The following is an 18,742-nucleotide window of genomic DNA, read 5'->3' on the forward strand; positions in this document are numbered from 1 at the left end:
TTCCAAAAGGCTGTTGAAATAACGAGTTGCCAGCTATCGACGGGCGCAGGGAGAAGGCAGTGTTAGACCAAGGTTCAATGCCCGGAGGGGCGATTTCTGGGCGTCTCGATCACTGCGAGGGACGTGAGAGTTCGCGCCAGGCGGCGAACGTGCTGAGGAAGACCCGCCCCGTCATGTCGTCGAGAAAGTCGCTGCACTTGAGGCGATCCATCACCGGGCCTTTCACTTCGGCCAGATGCAGGGTGACGCGGGAGTCCTTGAGCCGCGCATTGATGGCATCGAGACTCTCCAGCGCCGAGGCATCGATCAGGTTGACGGCCGAGCAGATCAGTACCACGTGCTCGAGCTCCGGGCGCGTGGCCACCAGGTCGTAGACGGTGTCCTCGAGGTAGCGTGCATTGGCGAAATAGAGGCTTTCGTCGATGCGCAGCAGCGCCACGTGACTGACGGTCTCGGTCTCGTGACGTTCGACGTTGCGGAAATGTTCGGTGCCGGGGATACGGCCGACCAGGGCGCTGTGAGGGCGGCTGGTGCGGTAGAGAAACAGGCCGATCGAGATGGCGACCCCGCTGATGATACCGGTTTCGACGCCCTCAAGCAGGGTCAGCAGGATGGTGACCGCCATGGCGAAGAAGTCGCTGCGTGAATAGCGCCAGGTCTGACGGATCAGGGGAATGTCGATCAAGGTCAGGATCGAGACCGTGATCGTCGCCGCCAGGGTGGCGATAGGCAGGTAGGCCAGGGCCGGGGTGAGAAACAGCGTCACGGCGCCGATGCCGATGGCCGCGAACATGCCGGCCAGCGGCGTCTGGGCGCCGGCATCGTAGTTGATGACCGTGCGCGTCAGGCCACCGCTGACCGGCATCCCCGCGGTGAAGGCGGCGGCGAGGTTGGCCCCGCCCAGGCCTACCAGTTCCTGATTGGGCGAGATGCGCTCGCGGCGTCGGGCCGCCAGCATCTGCCCCATGGAAACCGATTCGACGAAACCCACCACGCTGATCAGCAGGGCGGGAACCAGCAGCGCCTGCCACAGCGGAGCGTCGAAGCCCGGTATGCTCAATGGCGGCAGGCCCTGGGGAATGTCGCCGATCACGGCGACGCCGATGGCGTCGAGTTCCAGTTGCCAGGTCACGAGCGTCGTCACGACCACGGCGAAGACGGGGCCCGAGCGGGTGAGCAGGTCGGCCAGCGGTCGGGAGAGGCCGAGGCCACGCAGCGCGGAGCGACCGTATTGGCGCAGCAGCAGCAGGAACAGCAGACTGCCTGCGCCGATGGCCAGAGTCGGCAGATGCATGTCAGGCAGGCCGCGGACCAGCTCGACCAGGCGTGGCAGCAGTTCGCGCGCGGTAAGCTCCACGCCGAGCAGATGGCCGATCTGGCTGGCGGCGATGAGCAGACCCGAGGCGGCGAGAAAGCCGGCGATGACGGGATGGCTGAGGAAGTTGGCCACGAAGCCCATGCGCAGCAGCCCCATGAGCAACAGCATGAGGCCAGACAGAAGAGAGAGAATCAGGGCCGCCTGCAGATACTCGGGGGTGCCTGGCGTGGCCACACCCGACAGCGCCGCGCCGGTCATCAGTGCGACGATGGCCACCGGCCCCACGGCCAGGGTGCGGCTGGTCCCCAGCACGACGTAGGCCAACGCCGGCAGCAGGCTGGCATAAAGACCCACTACCGCCGGCAGGCCCGCCAGTACGGCATAGGCCAGCGACTGGGGTATCACCATGATGGTGACGATCAGACCCGCCAGCAGATCGGCACCGCCCAGGCGGCGGTTGTAGTGGGGGAGCCATGTCAGGATCGGCAGGTAGCGTCTGAGCATCCCGTCTCTTGATCGTCAGGGGAATGGGTCAACCAGACTAAACGATATTGGTGGTAGGGTTGAGTCTTGGTTAGCATCAGGTGAAACAACGTAGTCAGCAAGACCACTCATACTAACCCAGGAAATGCTGAACAAATCGACGAGCGAAATGAAGCGGCTAGGTTCGTTCCCGACGAACCAACGCACTTCCCACATCCCTGTGGGTCGCAAGGCGCACCGTGCAGCGCAGTGATTCGTTCGCGTGTCTGTGCAGCGTTTCCCACAATCAGGACACGCCATGAAGCCCGAAACTATCGCCCTACATCACGGTTACGCTCCCGACGACCAGCACGCCGTGGCAGTGCCGATCCATCAGACCACTTCGTTCTCCTTCGACAGCGCCCAGCACGCCGCCGACCTGTTCGATCTCAAGGTCGAGGGCAACATCTATTCGCGCATCATGAATCCCACCTGCGCGGTGCTGGAGCAGCGCATTGCCGCACTGGAAGGCGGCATCGCCGGCCTGGCCGTGGCTTCCGGCATGGCGGCGATCACCTATGCGATCCAGACCATTGCCGAAGCGGGCGACAATATCGTCTCCATCAGCGAACTCTACGGCGGCACCTACAACCTGTTCGCCCATACCTTGCCGCGTCAGGGAATCGAGGTGCGTTTCGCCGACAAGGACGACATCGCCGGGATCGAGTCGCTGATAGATGCGCGCACCAAGGCAGTGTTCTGCGAGAGTGTCGGCAACCCGTCCGGCAGCGTGGTCGACATGGCCAGGCTGGCCGAGGTCGCCCATCGACACGGCGTGCCGGTGATCGTCGACAATACCGTGCCGACACCTTTTCTGTGGCGGCCAATCGAGCATGGCGCCGACATCGTGATTCACTCGGCCACCAAGTATATCGGCGGTCACGGCACCACGGTGGGCGGCGTCATCGTCGATTCGGGCAAGTTTCCCTGGGCCGACCATGCGCAGCGTTTCCCGCTGCTCAACGAGCCGGACGTCTCCTACCACGGCGTGTGCTACACCCGTGACGTCGGCGAGGCGGCCTTCATCGCCCGAGCCCGGGTCGTACCGCTGCGCAACATGGGGGCTGCGCTCTCGGCCCAGGCGGCCTGGAACCTGCTGCAGGGGCTGGAAACCCTTGCGCTGCGCATCGAGCGTATTTGCGACAATGCGCTGAAAGTGGCCAAGTATCTCGAAGCGCACGATGCGGTCACATGGGTCCAGTATGCCGGCTTGCCCGACCACAAGGATCACGAGCTCGCGCAGCGCTACATGGGCGGCAGGGCTTCGGGCATCTTGAGCTTCGGCATCCAGGGCGGCCGCGAGGCGGGAGCACGCTTCTACGATGCGCTGGGCATGATCCTGCGTCTGGTCAACATCGGCGATGCCAAGACCTGTTCCTCGATTCCGGCTTCGACCACCCATCGTCAATTGAGCGATGAAGAGCTGGCAGCGGCCGGCGTGACGCCGGACATGGTGCGGCTCTCCATTGGCATCGAGCACGTCGACGATATCATCGCCGACCTGGAACAGGCGCTGACCTCCAGCCAGCGCTGAGACCGCGGGTCGCCCGACCGGGCGGCCCTTTCTCTGAGACAAGCTATGACTATCGGCCGCTCCATCGCGGGCTTGAGTTGTGCTTTCGTCTCTCAGGCCAAAGTGGTGATGCCAATACTACTTACATGGCGATAATCTCTCACTACATTCAATAACAAGAGACGAGACGTCATGCGGATTCTGATGCTTCTGCTGGCCGCACTTTCGCTTGCCGGCGGATTCTCTCTCGTCAGCCTCGGCGGTGCGGGCTGGGAAGCCTGGTCTGGCGTGGGGCTGGGATTGTTGGCCGGCGTCCTGATGGCGTTGAGCGGGGCGGTGGCCGTGTATCGCGCCAATGCGCAAGAGCTTGACGCAGAGAGCCGCACCCTGTTGCCCATCACCCGTGACTACCTCTCGTTGCGTCGCATGGCCCATGGCCTGATCCGCCAGGCCAGCACCACGGCCATCGCGTCTGCCGAGGTGTCCCACCATGCCGATCGCATGGACCATCGTCTCGAGCGCCAGGAGCATACGGTTCGGGAAGCATCCTCGAGCATGGCGGCGATCACCTCGGCCATCGAGCAGGTGGCTGCCAGCGCCGCCAACGTGGCCACTCTGGCCAGTCGTTCGCGGGATGCCAGTCACGTCAGCCGCGAGTCGCTGAGTCAGGTCATCGAAGAGATGCAGGCGCTGGCGGAGCGTTCCGAGGAGGCTCTGGAACTGCTCAACGTGCTGAGTCAGAAGGCCGACAGCGTGCGCCATGTCACCTCCCTGATCGAAGAGATTGCCGAGCAGACCAACCTGCTGTCCCTCAATGCTTCCATCGAAGCCGCCCGGGCCGGTGAGCACGGTCGTGGATTTGCCGTGGTGGCTGGCGAGGTGCGTCAGCTTGCCGGCCGCACGGCGGATGCGACCCGCAACGTCGAGGCCTTGGTGGGCGACATCGGCGATAGCAGCCATCGTGTGGTCGATACCATCGGCCACCTGATGCAGCGGGTGGGAGAGCGTGCCAAGGAGATGAGCAAGGTGGGAGAGCAGCTCACCGAGATGACCGGGCACTTCGATCAGGTGGAGGGCGAGATTCGCTCGATTGCCGTGGCCATGGAAGATACCAACAAGCATTCACAGCGCGTGGCCGGTACCCTCTCCACGCTGCAAGAAGATGCTGAGCAGGGTAATCGCGACATGCATGGGTTGGCCAGCCAGGCCCGGGCGCTCATGGCAGGCGCCGAGGGGGTCGACGCAGCGTTGGCACAGCAGCGCCTCGAAGGGCGCCATCAGCAGGTATTCGAGGCAGCCCGGGAAACGGCGGTCAAGCTCGGCAAGTTGCTCGAATCCGCGATCAAGAAGGGCGACCTTGACGAACACACCCTGTTCCACGCGTCCTATACTCCCATTCCCGGCACCAACCCGCAGCAGTACGTAACCGGTTTCGTCGATTACACCGACGAGCACTTCCCGCCACTTCAGGAACCGCTGCTGGAGCGCCTGGGTGTTGCCTACGCCATCGGTATCGATCGTCGCGGCTACATTCCCACGCACAACCACAGCGTAAGTCAGCCGCCAACCGGCGACTACGAGCACGATCTGAAATTCTGTCGCAATCGACGCATCTACGAGGATGCGACGGGGCAGCGTTGCGGGAGCCATGAGCAGACGCTCCTGCTGCAAACCTATAAGCGCGATACCGGCGAAATCATGCACGACCTCTCCGTGCCGATCTATGTCGAAGGCAAGCACTGGGGTGGCTTCCGCGTAGGCTACAAGCCAGAAATCGCCTGAGCCGGCCGGCTCGGACCGAAGTGACATTCAATGTCGGTAGCGGGTCATGAAACGCTCGTCCAGCCAGTGTTTCCACAGCAGGCTGCTGCGGCCGGCCCACCATAGCCGGCCACGGATGGCCAAGCCTTGGTCCTGCCCCAGATTGAGGATCGTCAGCGCCTGGGCCTGGGGCCGGTAACGCTGCAATGGGCTGCCCTGCAGGCGAGCCTTGAGATTCGCCAGCAGCACCGGGGCCTGACGTACGCCGTAGACACCGAGCCGCGGCAAGGCGTGCTCCACCAGGGCAGCACAGTCGCCGGCAGCGAACACGTCCGGGTCGTCTACGCTCTGCAGGGTGCTGTGCACGGCCAGGCCTCTGCTACCAATGAGCGTCAGCCCCAGGCCGTCAAGCGCGCCCGGTGGAGCCAGGCCGCCGGCATGGATGACGTGTTCGCACTCGAGCAGGCGCAGGGCGTCCTGGCCCATGGGCACGCCCTCCTCCGCCATCAGCAGGCCGTCGCGGTGATGCGAGACGGCACGCATTCCAACTCGCACCACCACGCCGATGCGGCGCAGATAGCCTTCGAGCCATCGTCGAGCGCCGGCTGGCGCCGTTGGAATCAGCTTGCGAGTGCTGGAGATCAGGGTAATAGTGGCCGGCGACGCGTACCTGACCGCCAGGGAACGCAGGTTGCAAGCCAGCTCCACACCGCTGGCACCGCCGCCCACCACGACCAGCGCAGGGTGCTCGCCCCGCTCGTAGGCGCTTGTCAGCTGATGGCGAAGAGCGATGAGTCGCGCAATGGGCTTGACCGCCCAGACTCTGGGGCCGTCGGGGTGGGCGGTAAGCGTCGGTGCGCTGGAGCCCAGATTGAGAGATATCAGGTCATAGTCGAGCGTGCGACCATCCGTCAGCCGAGCCTTGCGCTCGCTCCGATCGAGCCCCGAGAGTCGGCCGCGAATACTTGCCAGGCCATACCGGCGAGCAAGCCGTACAGGATCGACGCGGATCTCGGCAGGCTCATGCGCGCCGCCGAGTGCACCGGCGGCCATTCCGGAGTACCAGAAGGCTCCTGGATCGACGATGGTCATGTCTGCATCGGCCAACCGATGGCGATGGCGCATCAGGTAGAGGTTGGCATGGCCAGCACCGATCAGAACGATGTGCGGCCGGCCACCACTTCCCAGCGCCGACATGGGATCAAGGCCCCTTGCTCTGCTGCGGTGCGCCGGCCGGAGCGAGAGGAGAGCGAGACCTCTCGTTCCAGGCCGACCACGAGTAGAGGGCCAGGCTGGCCCAGATCAGCCCGAAGGTACCCAACTGGACCAACGACAGGGGCTCGCGAAACACCAGCAGGGCGATGAAAAACTGAATGGTGGGGTTCAGGTACATCAAGAAGCCCAGCGTAGCGAGGCGCAGACGTCGCGCTGCACCGGCGAAGGCCAGCAGGGGAAGAGCGGTAATCACACCGCTGGCGATCAGCAGCAGCGTGAGCCGTGGTGCGTCCATGAAGTGGGAGAGCTCGGCCGCACTGAGCCAGGCCAGGGCCATCAGCCCCAGCGGTAGCAGCAGCAGGGTTTCGACGAAAAGGCCGGACAGCCCATCCAGCGGGACCTGCTTGCGCAACAGGCCATAGGTGCCGAAGGTCAAGGCCAGCGACAGGCTGATCCACGGCAGCTCACCCATCAGCAGGAGCTGGATGACGATGGCCGTACCCGCCAACAGCACCGCGACTCGCTGCAGTCCCGCCATGGCCTCGCGCAGTACCACTAGACCCAGCGCCACGTTGACCAGCGGCGTGAGAAAATAGCCGAGACTGGCCTGAAACACTTGGCGAGTCTCGACGGCATAGATATACAGCCCCCAGTTGGTGGCGATGAGTACGGCGCAGCCCAGTACTCGGCCCAGACGGCGTGGCTCCGCCAATGCCCGGCGAATCGGCCCCCAGCGCTTGAGTAGCGTCACCAGCCCGACCAGGAACAGGCAAGACCAGATGATGCGATGAATCAGCACTTCGAAAGCAGGAACGCCCTCGAACAGGGCGAAGAAGAGAGGAAAGCAGCCCCACATGACATAGGCGAGCAGGCCGAAGCCGACGCCTCTGGCGGCTTCACGATCCGTGAGGGGCAACGCTGACATTTGCGACTCTCTGTAAAGTGGAAGGCTGTAATGTGGAAAGGCTTAAACTTAGCAGGCTACGGTATTGATCACCATGGGTATTGATCAACATGCTCTTATGCAGCCTCATGCGAAACGGCATCCGGGCTGACGCACGGCAACGCCTGGGGTAGGCTGGAAGTTTCAATCTCGGGCAAGACTCACAGCAAGGGAACCAACATGAGCGATTTGCGTACCACCCTGGTGCAGTGCGACCTGCGATGGGAGGACCCCGATGCAAACTGCCGCCTGCTCGATGAACTGCTGGGTGAGCTCGGCGGTAAAGAGACCGATCTCATCGTGCTGCCGGAGATGTTCTCTACCGGCTTCACCATGAACTCCCGGGAAATGGCCGAATCCATGGCCGAAAGTCGCGCCGTAGCCTGGTTGAGCGAGCAGGCCCGCAAGCGCAACTGCGTCGTCACCGGCAGTGTGGCGATCGTCGAGGACGGCCAGTACTACAACCGCCTGGTGTGGGCACGGCCGGACGGCAGTCTTGTCACCTACGACAAACGGCATCTGTTCCGCATGGCCGGCGAGCATGAGCGGTACTCCATGGGGCACGACAGGGTCATCGTCACGCTCAAGGGCTTTCGCATCCTGCTCAGCGTCTGCTACGACCTGCGCTTCCCGGTGTGGCTGCGTCAGAGCCCCGAACCCGGCGAACATTTCGAATACGATGCGCTGCTGTGCGTGGCCAACTGGCCGGCGCCCCGGCGGCACCCGTGGCGAATCCTGCTGCAGGCCCGTGCCATCGAGAATCTGTGCCCGGTCATCGGGGTCAACCGGGTCGGTGAGGATGCCAATGGCATGCAGTACGCCGGCGACTCGATGCTGGTGGACTTCAAGGGCGAGGCGCTGATCGATGAACCCCACGGTACCACATTCATCAAGACCGCCACGCTCTCGCATGCCGATCTCGAGGCCTTCCGCGAGAAGTTTCCCGCCTGGCGCGACGCCGACCACTTCACGCTGGCCGATGGGGTCGGGTTCTGATGCGTCTGGATCGATTTCTCGCGGAAACTACCGAGCTGACTCGAAGCCTGGCCAAGAAGGCACTGCACCGTGGTGAAGTCACCCTGAACGGCGCCGTGGTAAAGCAGGCCGCAACCAAGGTGGGCGAGGACGACAGGGTGGAGTGGGACGGCAAGCCCCTTGCGCTGGTTGGATTGCGCTATGTGATGTTGCACAAGCCCACCGAGGTGGAGTGCAGCGCGCGGCGTGGACTCTATCCGCGGGCCGTGGATCTGATCGAACTGCCCAAGGCCGAAAGATTGCAGACGGTAGGGCGGCTCGACGTCGACACGACCGGGCTCGTGCTGCTCACCGACGATGGTCAGTGGGCGCATCGTGTCACGTCGCCGCGCCGGCGCTGCGCCAAGGTATATCGGGCCTCACTGGCCGAACCATTGATGGGAGAGGAGCTGAAAGCGGCCATCGCCCGGTTCGAGGAAGGTTTTCTGCTCGATGGAGAGGAAAAGCCGACTCTGCCGGCGAAGCTCGTCATGCGCAGCGACCATGAGGCCGAGTTGACGCTTTACGAAGGGCGCTATCATCAGGTCAAACGCATGTTCGCTGCCATCGGCAATCACGTCATCGCGCTGCACAGGGAGAGCGTGGGACCGCTTGCGTTGGGTTCGCTAGGCCAGGGGCAATGGCGCGAGCTGACTGCTGACGAAGTGGCTGCCTTCGATTGATCAGGTGACGGTGGGGGCGTACGTTTCGCATCGGTCGCGTCCACTGCGCTTGGCACGGTAGAGCGCCGTGTCGGCCAATTGAACCAAGGCGTAGGGATCGTCGGTATGGGCCGGATAGCTGGCGATGCCGCAGGACAGGCCGACAGGACCGAGAGCGCTGTCGCCATGCTCGAAACGATGCTGACGGATCGTATCGAGTAGGCGCTCGATGGCCTCTCTGGCCTGTCCTTCCGTCGTCGACGGCATGAGAATGACGAACTCCTCACCGCCGAGGCGGCAAACGACATCCGCCTCGCGGAAATGCTCACCGATCAGCCTGGCCGTGGTGACCAGCACGCAATCCCCGGCCTCATGACCGTGCAGGTCGTTGAAGAGCTTGAAATGGTCGATATCGAGCATGGCCAAGGTCAGGGGCGCGCCGCGCTTGGCAATGGCAGCCTCACGGGTAATTATCTCATTGAAATAGCGACGGTTCTTGAGACCCGTCAGAGGGTCCTGGTAAGAGAAGATGCGGAAGCGTTCGACCAGTTCTTGTAGCTCCCTGGTTCGCTCTGCTACCTCCTTTTCCAGTCGTTGGTTGAGCACGACCAGCTCGCGCTGTGTGCGGGCATAGTGGCGCAGCGAGATGGCCACGATGACGAGGCTGAACAAGAGCGCGCCCAAGCTTACCGGGATGCGTTGCCAGGCCAGCAGACCATGGGCGACCGACATGTCCAGCAGGAGCAACAGGCCGAACACGCCGTAGGCGGCGATAACCAGGCGCTGCTCCCCATCGAGTTGCTTGAGGCTGCCGATGAGCAGGGCGAACAGCAGCGGCAGGCTGATGGTCAGCAGAACATCGAAGACGGGAAAGGTGCTCGACAGATTGACGACTCCAGCGAGGGCCAGGCCGATTGCCACCAACCAGTAACCCAGGTGGAATTGCCACAGGCGCCGAATCCAGCGCTTGTGGCGGCCGCTGAACCAGGTTTCCAGTAGTAGCCCGATTCCCACCGGCAGGGCGTAGTAACCACCCGACGCCATATAGTCCCACGCCAGCGGTTTGGAAAGCAGGAACTGGCTGGCCTGGGTTTCGGCCAGGATCATGATGCCGGAGGCGAGTGAGAACAGCGCGATGCCGATGAAATTTCGGCGTCGCTGTTGCACCAGGGCGAAGCCAGCGGCGAGCAGAGCAAGCAATAGACAGAAGGCGCTGACGGCCAGATCGGTCGCCGAGCGCTGGAGTATCATAGCGAACAGATCGAGGCGATCCATCAGACGAACTTCGCCCCATAGGCCGATATCGGTGTAATTGGAATAGACGCGGAAGGAGAGCTGGCGGTCGGCGAAATCCTCCGTCAGGCTAATCATGTGCCACGGCCAGCCCACGAACGGCCCCTCACCGGTCTCGTCGAAGCTGCCATGCTGGTAAATCAATGCCTCGTCCAGGAAGGCCTGGGCAATGAGGTCGATGCTGTAGATGTACAGCACCGGATCACGCCATTCGCCTGACGGCAGTGTGATCCTGAACCAAGCGTGACGCCTGCCTTCTCGTCCCGGTGGATTGGAAGGGAAGTCGATGCTGTGCCAGGCGCCTTCAGCATCGGATTCGCGAAGCCAAGCGTAGGTGCCATCGGCAAGTTGCGGTGAGTCTCCCCAGCGATATTCCCAGCCTTTGTCGAGATCCAGCGCCGGAGCCGAAGCAATGCCACTGGCCGGCCACAGAAGCAGTACCAGTGACAGCGTTATGCAGGGCCACAGTAGCGAGTCAAGGCGGCGCATGGGCGACGGTCCCGGGTCGGGGGAATTCACATTATGTCACGATGTGCGTTGAAATCGTGTGTCGACGTTCTTCTAAACGGATTATACCGTTATCTTCCTACGCGCTCTGATTCATCTCATATGACATAGAAAAATCAATCGAAAGCAGAAAGGCCAGCCGCCTTGACCAGCGCTTGCGTATACGGGCTGGTCGGTTCGGCCAGCAGCGGCAGACATTCTCCCTGTTCTACCAACTCACCATCCTTGAGTACCAGAATGCGGTGCGCCATGGCCCGCACCACCGCAAGATCATGACTGATGAACAAGAAGCTCAAGCCACGCCGAGCCTGCAGGTCACGCAACAGTTCGACGAGCTGCTTCTGTACCGTGCGATCGAGGGCCGAGGTGGGTTCATCGAGCACGACCAGCTCGGGTTCCAGAATCAGCGCTCGGGCCACGGCAATGCGCTGGCGTTGACCTCCCGAGAACTCGTGGGGATAGCGGGCGGCACAATCACTCGGCAACCCGACCTCCTTGATGGCTGCCGCCACCCGCACGGCGACTTCCTCTTCGGAAAGCTCGGGGTAATGGAAACGCAGCCCCTCACTGATGATGTCCGAGACGGGCATGCGCGGCGATAGTGAGCCATAGGGGTCCTGAAACACGACCTGAATACGGCGCCGCCGCTTGCGCAGGGCATTGCCGGTCAGGCGGTCCAGCCGTTCGCCGTCGAGTTCGATCTCGCCACGCGACTCCACCAGGCGCAGCAGAGCCATGGCCAGGGTGGTCTTGCCGGAGCCGGACTCACCGACGATGCCCAGGGTTTCACCGGGAGCGAGGTGCAGGTCGATCGGTTTCACTGCCTCGAACGCTGGCGGGCGCTTGGCGAACAGCCGCTTGGCACGCTGAAAGCTGACCGAGACGCCGCGCGCATCGAGCAGGCGAGCCGTCGAGGTGACCGGAGCGGGGCGTCCCGTCGGCTCGGCATCCAGCAGGGTACGCGTGTAGGCGCTGCGCGGTGAGGAGAAGACGTCATCGACCGGGCCGGTCTCCTGCTCCTGGCCGTTGAAGAGCACGCAGACGCGATCGGCATGCCGCCGCACCAGGTTGAGATCGTGGGTGATGAAGAGCATACCCATGCCATGACGTTCACGCAGTTCGGCGAGCAGGGCGAGGATGTCCTGCTGCACGGTCACGTCGAGTGCCGTGGTGGGCTCGTCGGCGATCAGCAGTTCAGGATCGTTGGCGATAGCCATGGCGATCATCACGCGCTGACGCTGGCCACCGGAGAGCTGATGCGGCCAGGCGTCGAGCAGCTCGTCGGGCCGCGGCAGCTTGACCTGCTCGAGCAACTTGCGGCTGCGTTCGCGTGCCGCGCGGCCTGATAGTCCCTGATGCAATCGCAGGGTCTCGCCGATCTGCTTGGCGATGGTGTGCAGCGGATTGAGCGAGGTCATCGGCTCCTGGAACACGAAGCCTACGCGTCTACCAAGTAGCGATTGCCACTGACGCTTCTTCAGCGTGGCAAGATCCGTCTCGCCCAGCCAGCGACCGCCGCTGACGTCGGCGTTGTCCGGCAGCAGGTTCATGGCACCGAGCGCCGAGACTGACTTGCCGGAGCCGGACTCGCCGACCAGTGCCAGGGTTTCACCACGATGAACCTCCAGCGAGAGCTCCTTGAGTACCGGCTTGTCGCCGAAGGCGATCGACAGCTTGTCGAGGCGAAGCAAGGGCTGAGAATCAGGCATTGGGCTGAGTCCTGGTCAACGGGGTGGCGCTTGGTGCGTGCTGAATATGGCGAGGATCGAAGGCATCGCGCAGCCCTTCGCCGATGAATACCAGCAGCGAGAGCATCAGCGACAGACTGACGAAGGCAGTGATGCCGAGCCACGGAGCATGTAGGTTGTTCTTGCCTTGGGCCACCAGTTCGCCCAGGGAGGGCGAACCGGGGGGCAGGCCGAAGCCGAGGAAATCGAGGGCCGTCAGGGTGGTGATGGCGCCGGTGAACAGGAACGGAATGAAGGTCAGCGTGGCGACCATGGCATTGGGCAGAACGTGACGCCACATGATCAGCCGCGACGGCAAGCCCATCGCCTTGGCCGCGCGGACGTATTCCAGGTTACGCGCGCGCAGGAACTCGGCGCGCACCACGTCCACCAGACCGAGCCAGGAGAACAGCAACATGATGCCCAGCAGCCACCAGAAGCCGGGCTGGACCAGGCTGGCCAGAATGATCAGCAGGAACAGCACCGGCAGCCCCGACCATATCTCGGTGAGCCGCTGGCCGATCAGGTCGGTCTTGCCGCCGAAGTAGCCCTGTATGCCGCCGATGATCACACCCATCACCAGCGAGCCGGCGGTCAGCACCAGAGCGAAGAAGACCGACAGGCGGAAACCGTAGATGACCCGGGCCAGCACGTCGCGCCCCTGATCGTCCGTGCCTAGCCAGTGGCGGGCGTCGGGCGGCGAGGGCGAAGGCCGCATCATCTGCATGTCCAGCGTCTGGTAGGAAAACGGTATCAGCGGCCAGATCGCCCAGCCGTTCTCTTCGATCTGCTGCTGGATGAACGGATCGTGATAGTCCGTCCGGGTAGGCAGAAAGCCGCCGAATTCCGTTTCGGGATAGTCTACCAGCAGCGGCATGTACCACTGTCCGTCATACTGCATGACGATCGGCTTGTCGTTGGCGATCAGCTCCGCCGCCAGACTGACCACGAACAGGGCGAGGAAGATCCACAGCGAGATCCGGGCGCGCCGGTTGCTGCGAAAGACATCGATACGACGGCGCGCAATGGGGGAGAGCTTGGCGGTGAAGGCAGTCAGCATCGTCTCAGGACTCCCGGGTCTCGAAGTCTATGCGCGGGTCCACCCAGACATAGGTGAGATCTGAGATCAGCTTCAGGATGAGCCCGATCAGGGTATACAGGAACAGGGTGCCGAAGATCACTGGGTAGTCGCGCTGCATCACCGCCTCGAAACCGAGCAGGCCGAGCCCTTCGAGGGAGAAGATCACCTCGATCAGCAGCGATCCGGTGAAGAAAATCGTGACCAACGCCCCCGGCAGGCCGGCGATGATGATCAGCATGGCGTTGCGGAACACGTGGCCATACAGGGTGCGCCGGTCACTGGCGCCCTTGGCTCGCGCCGTCAGCACGTACTGCTTGTGAATCTCGTCCAGGAAGCTGTTCTTGGTCAGCATGGTCAGGGTGGCGAAACTGCCGATGGTCATGGCCGTGACCGGCAGGGTGATGTGCCAGAAGTAGTCCTTGATCTTGCCCCAGGTGGAGAGCTCCTCGAAGTCCGGCGAGGTCAATCCTCGCAGCGGAAATAGGTCCCAGTAGCTGCCGCCGGCGAACAGCACGATCAGCAGAATGGCGAACAGGAAACCGGGAATGGCATAGCCGACGATCACCAGCCCCGAGGTCCAGACGTCGAAGCGTGAGCCGTGATGCAGCGCCTTGCGTATCCCCAGCGGGATCGAGATCAGATAGACCAGCAGCGTGGTCCACAGGCCCAGCGAGATCGACACCGGCAGGCGTTCGATCATCAACTCCACCACCGGCCGATCGCGGAAGAAGCTGTTGCCGAAATCGAAGGTGACGTAGTCACGCATCATGGTCAGGAAGCGGATGTGGGCCGGCTTGTCAAAGCCGAACTGCTGCTCGAGCTGCTCGATGAAGCGCGGATCGACGCCGCGGGCGCCGCGTGACTCATCCTGCACCACCACGTCGCCGCCGCCGGCATCCAGGCGGGTGCTGGCCATGGCGTCCATGCCCTCGAAGCGGGCCAGCATCTGGTCGATGGGGCCGCCGGGAGCGGCCTGCACGATGATGAAGTTGAGCAGCATGATGCCGATCAGGGTCGGGATCATCAGCAGCAGGCGGCGCAGGATGTAGCGACTCACGATAGATCATCCTCGTAGGAGCTTGGGTGGCGAACAGTGACTGCCTACCTGCGTCGCAGACGGCGGTTCAGCTCGGCTTCGCGGGCGGTATCCACCCACCAGGCCGAAAGGTCCAAGCCATACTTGGGAAACGGCTCCGGATAGCCGAACTTGTCCCATACCGCTATGCGGGTTTCGCCGGAATGGTACTGGGGAATAGTGATGAAACTCCACAGTAGTACCCGGTCCAGCGCACGCGTGGCGGTGTTGAGCTCCTCTCGGCTGTCGGCACGAATGATGCGCTCCACCAGATCGTCCACCGCCGGGCTCTCGAGCCCCATCAGATTGCGGCTCTGGGGCGAGTGGGCAAACTCGCTGGTCCAGTATTCGCGCTGCTCGTTACCAGGGTTGTTAGACTGGGGGAACTGACCGACGACGATATCGAAGTCGAAGCTGCGCAAGCGGTTGAGGAACTGGTTGATGTCGACGATGCGCAGCCGGCCCTGCACGCCGAGGCGCGACATGTTGCGTAGCATCGGCTGCACCACGCGCTCCATGCCGCTGTCGAACAGCATTACCTCGACGGTGAGAGGGCGCCCACGCTCATCGACCAATCTGCCGTCACGTACCTCATAGCCGGCTTCGAGCAGCAGGTCGTAGGCAAGCCGCAGGCGCTCGCGCAGATCCTCAGGATGGTCGATGGGTACCGGACTGTCGAAGACATGCGCAGGGAGCTCGTCACGATGGGGCTCGAGCAGTTCGAGCTCCGCTTCGCTGGGCAAGCCTTCCGCCGCCATTTCGGAGTTCTGGAAATAGCTCTCGGTGGGGTGATAGGAGTCGTAGAACAGATTGGCGTTGAGCCAGGGGAAGTCGAAGGTCAGGTTCAGCGCTTCACGAACTCGGGGATCCTGGAACTTGTCACGGCGCAGGTTGAATACGAACGACTGCATTCGCGAGGGTTGGCCGTCCGGCACGGTGATCCGCTTGACCAGACCGTCGCGATAGGCGGGGAAGTCGTAGCCGATGGCCCAGGTGGCCGCGCGGGCATCGATGCGGTAGTCCATCACGCCCGCCTTGAAGGCTTCCCAGGCGATGTCGCGATCGCGGTAGTAGTCGTAGACCAGGCGGTCGATGTTGTGCCGGCCGACGTTCACCGGCAGGTCACGCCCCCAGTAGTCGTCGTCGCGCCGATAAACGATGCGCCGACCGGGCTCGACGCTGGCGATTCGGTACGGTCCCGAACCGGGATGGCGCGCCAGTGTCGGTGCGCTGAAGTCGCGCTCTTCCCAGTAGTGCTTGGGCAAGATCGGCAGCTGGCCGACGATCAGCGGCAGCTCACGTGAGTGGTTGGCGGAGAACTCGAAGCGCACGGTATGGGTGTCCAGCGCCACGACCCGTTCGACGTCAGCGTAATAGCCGCGATAGAACGGATTGCCCTCCTCGATCAGCAGGTTGAAGCTGAATACCACGTCTTCGGCCGTTACCGGCTCGCCGTCATGGAAGCGGGCCTCAGGGCGCAGATCGAACTCGATCCAGTAGCGCTCCGGGTCGAGCCGCATGCCTTCGGCCAGCAGGCCGTAGACGCTGAACGGCTCGTCGGCATTCTCGGTGAGCAGCGTATCGTAAATCTGCCCGATGCCGATGGCCGGCGTGCCGCGAATGATGAACGGGTTGGTCGAATCGAAGCTGCTGCCTACCGCCGCCTGCGTCATGGTGCCACCCTTGGGAGCGTCGGGCTCCACATAGGGAAAGTGGCTGAAATCTTCGGGCAGGGCGGGCTCATCGTAGAGTGCCAAGCCATGCACGGTAGGAACGGTCTCGGGATCGGCCGCGAGCGGAGAGGTCCACCCGCCGATCAACAGACAGCAGCACAGCGTCGAGCGCAAGACGAACCGCATCTAAGACATCCTTGGTAGGGGCTATCCCGGAAAATCGAGCATTACCGCCATAAGGTGTCAGGCCACCCGTCGCTTGTAAACCTCGGTTTGTGCTGCGTTGCTACCTATTTTACCGTGCGGCCAGGCTACGATGAGGAATCTCCAGGGTCTGGCCCACCTGAATGGTGTCACCGCGCAGACCGTTATGCTGACGCAGCTCGGCCACGCCGATACCATGGCGAGCCGCAATGGCAGAGAGGCTGTCGCCGCGCTGCACGAGATATTGGCCGTCGCCAGCCGGTGCTGGAGATGCCTGTGGTGCGGGAGCGCTCAGCTCGGCCAGTACCAGCTCTTCCTGCTCGACCGGCACCAGCACCACCTCGACCGTTGAGGGGTTGGCGCTACCGTTGGTCAGGCCGGGGTTGAGCGCGGTGAGTTCCGAGGCGGCAACGCCGGTCGCCCTGGCCAGTTGGGCGAGCTCGATGGGACGGTTGACCGGCACCTTGGCAAAGGCCGGTGCATCGTCGATCTCGGGCAGGGCGACACCGTAGGCATCGGGATCGTCGATGATCGCCGCGATGGCGTTCAGCTTGGGCAGGTACTGCATCGTTTCGTTGGGCAGCTGCAACTGCCAGTAGTCGCCGGCTTCGCCGCGCGCTTGAGCGCCATGGCGTGCGCGGTTGACCGTGCCGGCACCGGCGTTGTACGCCGCCAGAGAAAGCTCGATGTCGCCTTCGTACCACTGCTCGGCCTGCAGTTCGATGTAGTCCAACGCTGCATGAGTGGCGGCAACCACATCGAGACGACCATCGTAGCCGCCGTGCCGGCGCAACCCCAGCGCGTCGGCGGTGCCGGGCATGAACTGCCAGAGCCCGGCGGCCCCGCGATGGCTGCGGGCATGCGGATCGTAGGAGCTTTCGATGAAAGGGATGAGGCTCACTTCGCCGGGCAACCCGCGCTGCTCCACCTGCTCGGTGATCCAGGCCATCCAGGGGCGGGCACGCTCGATGATCTCGACCACGTTGTGGGGATTGGCGCGATAGTGCTCGATCCAGTGCTGCACGCGGGCGTCATGACGTCGTTCCTGCCATGCCAGGTTTTCCCGCAGTCGTTCCCAGGCATCTCCCGGCATGGCCTCGAGAGTCAAGTCGTCCCAAAAATGGTGGGCGGGCAAGGCAGGCGAAGCGCCTGGATGAGGTGAGGCCAACAGCGCCGGGCTGGTTGCCGATAGCGCACCGATCATGGCAATGCCGCCGGCGAGTGCCAGCGTCCACTGCCTGGTCGTTCGATAAGTCATACGTTCTCCTTCTGGGCATTCGTCATCGTGTTGCCCATGGGATGCGTCGATTCTTGAAAACCGTGTCTTCGAAAAAACCGTCTATAAAACCGTCTTTCAAAAGCGTGTCGTCAAAACCGGTGTCAGAAACCGTCTTTCCAGGCCCGCAGGGTGGCAAAGGTGCTTTGGTCGGTTTCGGTATTGCCATGCTGAGAAGCGGTGGCACGTACGTCCGGATCCGCACAGCGCAAGAAGGGGTTGATGCGCTTCTCGCGTGCCAACTGGCTGGGCAGCGTGGGGCGGCTGTGGTCGCGAGCACGCTGAGTTTCCGCCAGGGCGTCGGCAACGTCCCGATTGTGCGGGTCTGCCTCCTGGGCAAACCTCAGGTTGGCCAGGGTATATTCATGCGCTGCGAACACCAGGGTGTCGTCCGGAAGCGCGGCCAGCGCCTGAAGGGAGCGATACATCTGCTCCGGGCTGCCCTCGAACAGCCGGCCGCAGCCACCTGCAAACAGGGTGTCGCCGCAGAACAGCAGAGGCGGGATGCCGGCCGTGAAGAAGGCGATATGATCGAGGGTATGGCCCGGCACCTCGTGGACGTCGAAGCGACGCCCCAGGACACGGCAGGTGTCGCCTTGGCCGACCCGCTGCGTCAAGCCCGCGATGGCCGGGTTGTCGGGGCCAATGACCTCGGGTGAATAGCGTTCGATGAGCTCCGGCAGGCCACCCGTGTGGTCGTGATGATGATGAGTGACGAGAATGGTACCGAGAGAGAGGCCTTCCTGCTCCAGCGCCTGGATGACCGGCGCCGCATCGCCTGGATCCACGACACAGGCTTCCGGGCTCGTATCCTGGCGCAGTAGCCAGATATAGTTGTCGCTAAAAGCGGGAATCGGTGTCACGCTCAGCATAGGCGGTCTGTCCTTGTTGCGTTGGCAACCGAATGTCTAACGAAATGAATGCAGCTTGCCGGAATTTCCCATTGCATCCGGCGTCA

At 63.1% G+C, this 18,742-nt stretch carries 14 protein-coding genes; 4 read left to right on the top strand and 10 right to left on the bottom strand.

The annotated features are described in order from the left end of the window. Positions 1-109: 109 nt before the first annotated feature. Positions 110-1,822, bottom strand: a complete 1,713-nt coding sequence (locus HOP53_RS03900; RefSeq protein ID WP_234268776.1) for a SulP family inorganic anion transporter — start codon at positions 1,820-1,822, stop codon at positions 110-112. A gap of 277 nt (positions 1,823-2,099) precedes the next feature. Here HOP53_RS03900 and HOP53_RS03905 point away from each other — a divergent pair, with 277 nt between their 5' ends. Both HOP53_RS03905 and HOP53_RS03910 read left to right on the top strand, forming a co-directional pair. Then, the gene (locus HOP53_RS03905) at positions 2,100-3,374 is read left to right on the top strand and encodes an O-acetylhomoserine aminocarboxypropyltransferase/cysteine synthase family protein (RefSeq protein ID WP_234268777.1); all 1,275 of its coding nucleotides are present in this window, start codon (positions 2,100-2,102) and stop codon (positions 3,372-3,374) included. 171 nt (positions 3,375-3,545) lie between these two features. Then, a complete protein-coding gene (locus HOP53_RS03910) occupies positions 3,546-5,135 on the top strand; it encodes a methyl-accepting chemotaxis protein (RefSeq protein ID WP_234268778.1) in 1,590 nt (529 codons plus the stop codon). Positions 5,136-5,162: 27 nt separating this feature from the next. Here the strand turns inward: HOP53_RS03910 and HOP53_RS03915 are convergent, their stop codons facing one another. Together HOP53_RS03915 and rarD are read right to left on the bottom strand one after the other, a co-directional pair. After that, complete coding sequence (locus HOP53_RS03915; protein ID WP_234268779.1) at positions 5,163-6,311, bottom strand: NAD(P)/FAD-dependent oxidoreductase; 1,149 nt, start codon at positions 6,309-6,311, stop codon at positions 5,163-5,165. A 4-nt stretch (positions 6,312-6,315) separates the two neighbouring features. Continuing rightward, positions 6,316-7,254, bottom strand: a complete 939-nt coding sequence (rarD, locus tag HOP53_RS03920) for an EamA family transporter RarD (RefSeq protein ID WP_234268780.1) — start codon at positions 7,252-7,254, stop codon at positions 6,316-6,318. Positions 7,255-7,452: 198 nt separating this feature from the next. On the opposite strand from rarD, the gene HOP53_RS03925 reads away from it, so the two are divergent. Together HOP53_RS03925 and HOP53_RS03930 are read left to right on the top strand one after the other, a co-directional pair. After that, a complete protein-coding gene (locus HOP53_RS03925; RefSeq protein ID WP_234268781.1) occupies positions 7,453-8,268 on the top strand; it encodes an amidohydrolase in 816 nt (271 codons plus the stop codon). Further along, on the top strand, positions 8,268-8,969 hold the full coding sequence (locus tag HOP53_RS03930; RefSeq protein WP_234268782.1) for a pseudouridine synthase: 702 nt from the start codon (positions 8,268-8,270) through the stop codon (positions 8,967-8,969). The genes HOP53_RS03925 and HOP53_RS03930 overlap by 1 nt, the downstream gene beginning before the upstream one ends. On the opposite strand, the gene HOP53_RS03935 is transcribed toward HOP53_RS03930, so the two are convergent. From HOP53_RS03935 to gloB, 7 genes are all read right to left on the bottom strand, one after another. Then, the gene (locus HOP53_RS03935) at positions 8,970-10,730 is read right to left on the bottom strand and encodes a GGDEF domain-containing protein (RefSeq protein WP_234268783.1); all 1,761 of its coding nucleotides are present in this window, start codon (positions 10,728-10,730) and stop codon (positions 8,970-8,972) included. A 134-nt stretch (positions 10,731-10,864) separates the two neighbouring features. Further along, on the bottom strand, positions 10,865-12,457 hold the full coding sequence (locus HOP53_RS03940) for an ABC transporter ATP-binding protein (protein WP_234268784.1): 1,593 nt from the start codon (positions 12,455-12,457) through the stop codon (positions 10,865-10,867). After that, positions 12,450-13,535, bottom strand: coding sequence for an ABC transporter permease (locus HOP53_RS03945; protein ID WP_234268785.1), 1,086 nt, complete (start codon positions 13,533-13,535; stop codon positions 12,450-12,452). The genes HOP53_RS03940 and HOP53_RS03945 overlap by 8 nt, the downstream gene beginning before the upstream one ends. 4 nt (positions 13,536-13,539) lie before the next feature. Beyond that, the gene (locus HOP53_RS03950) at positions 13,540-14,613 is read right to left on the bottom strand and encodes a microcin C ABC transporter permease YejB (protein WP_234268786.1); all 1,074 of its coding nucleotides are present in this window, start codon (positions 14,611-14,613) and stop codon (positions 13,540-13,542) included. A gap of 44 nt (positions 14,614-14,657) precedes the next feature. After that, the gene (locus HOP53_RS03955) at positions 14,658-16,490 is read right to left on the bottom strand and encodes an extracellular solute-binding protein (protein ID WP_234268787.1); all 1,833 of its coding nucleotides are present in this window, start codon (positions 16,488-16,490) and stop codon (positions 14,658-14,660) included. 109 nt (positions 16,491-16,599) lie between these two features. Continuing rightward, the gene (locus HOP53_RS03960) at positions 16,600-17,766 is read right to left on the bottom strand and encodes a transglycosylase SLT domain-containing protein (RefSeq protein WP_234268788.1); all 1,167 of its coding nucleotides are present in this window, start codon (positions 17,764-17,766) and stop codon (positions 16,600-16,602) included. A 122-nt stretch (positions 17,767-17,888) separates the two neighbouring features. Further along, entirely contained in the window at positions 17,889-18,656 is a 768-nt protein-coding gene (gene gloB, locus HOP53_RS03965; protein WP_234268789.1) for a hydroxyacylglutathione hydrolase, read from the bottom strand. Positions 18,657-18,742 lie beyond the last annotated feature (86 nt).

It is taken from the genome of Billgrantia ethanolica (genome assembly GCF_021404305.1).
GTDB classification, from domain to species: Bacteria; Pseudomonadota; Gammaproteobacteria; order Pseudomonadales; family Halomonadaceae; genus Halomonas; species Halomonas ethanolica.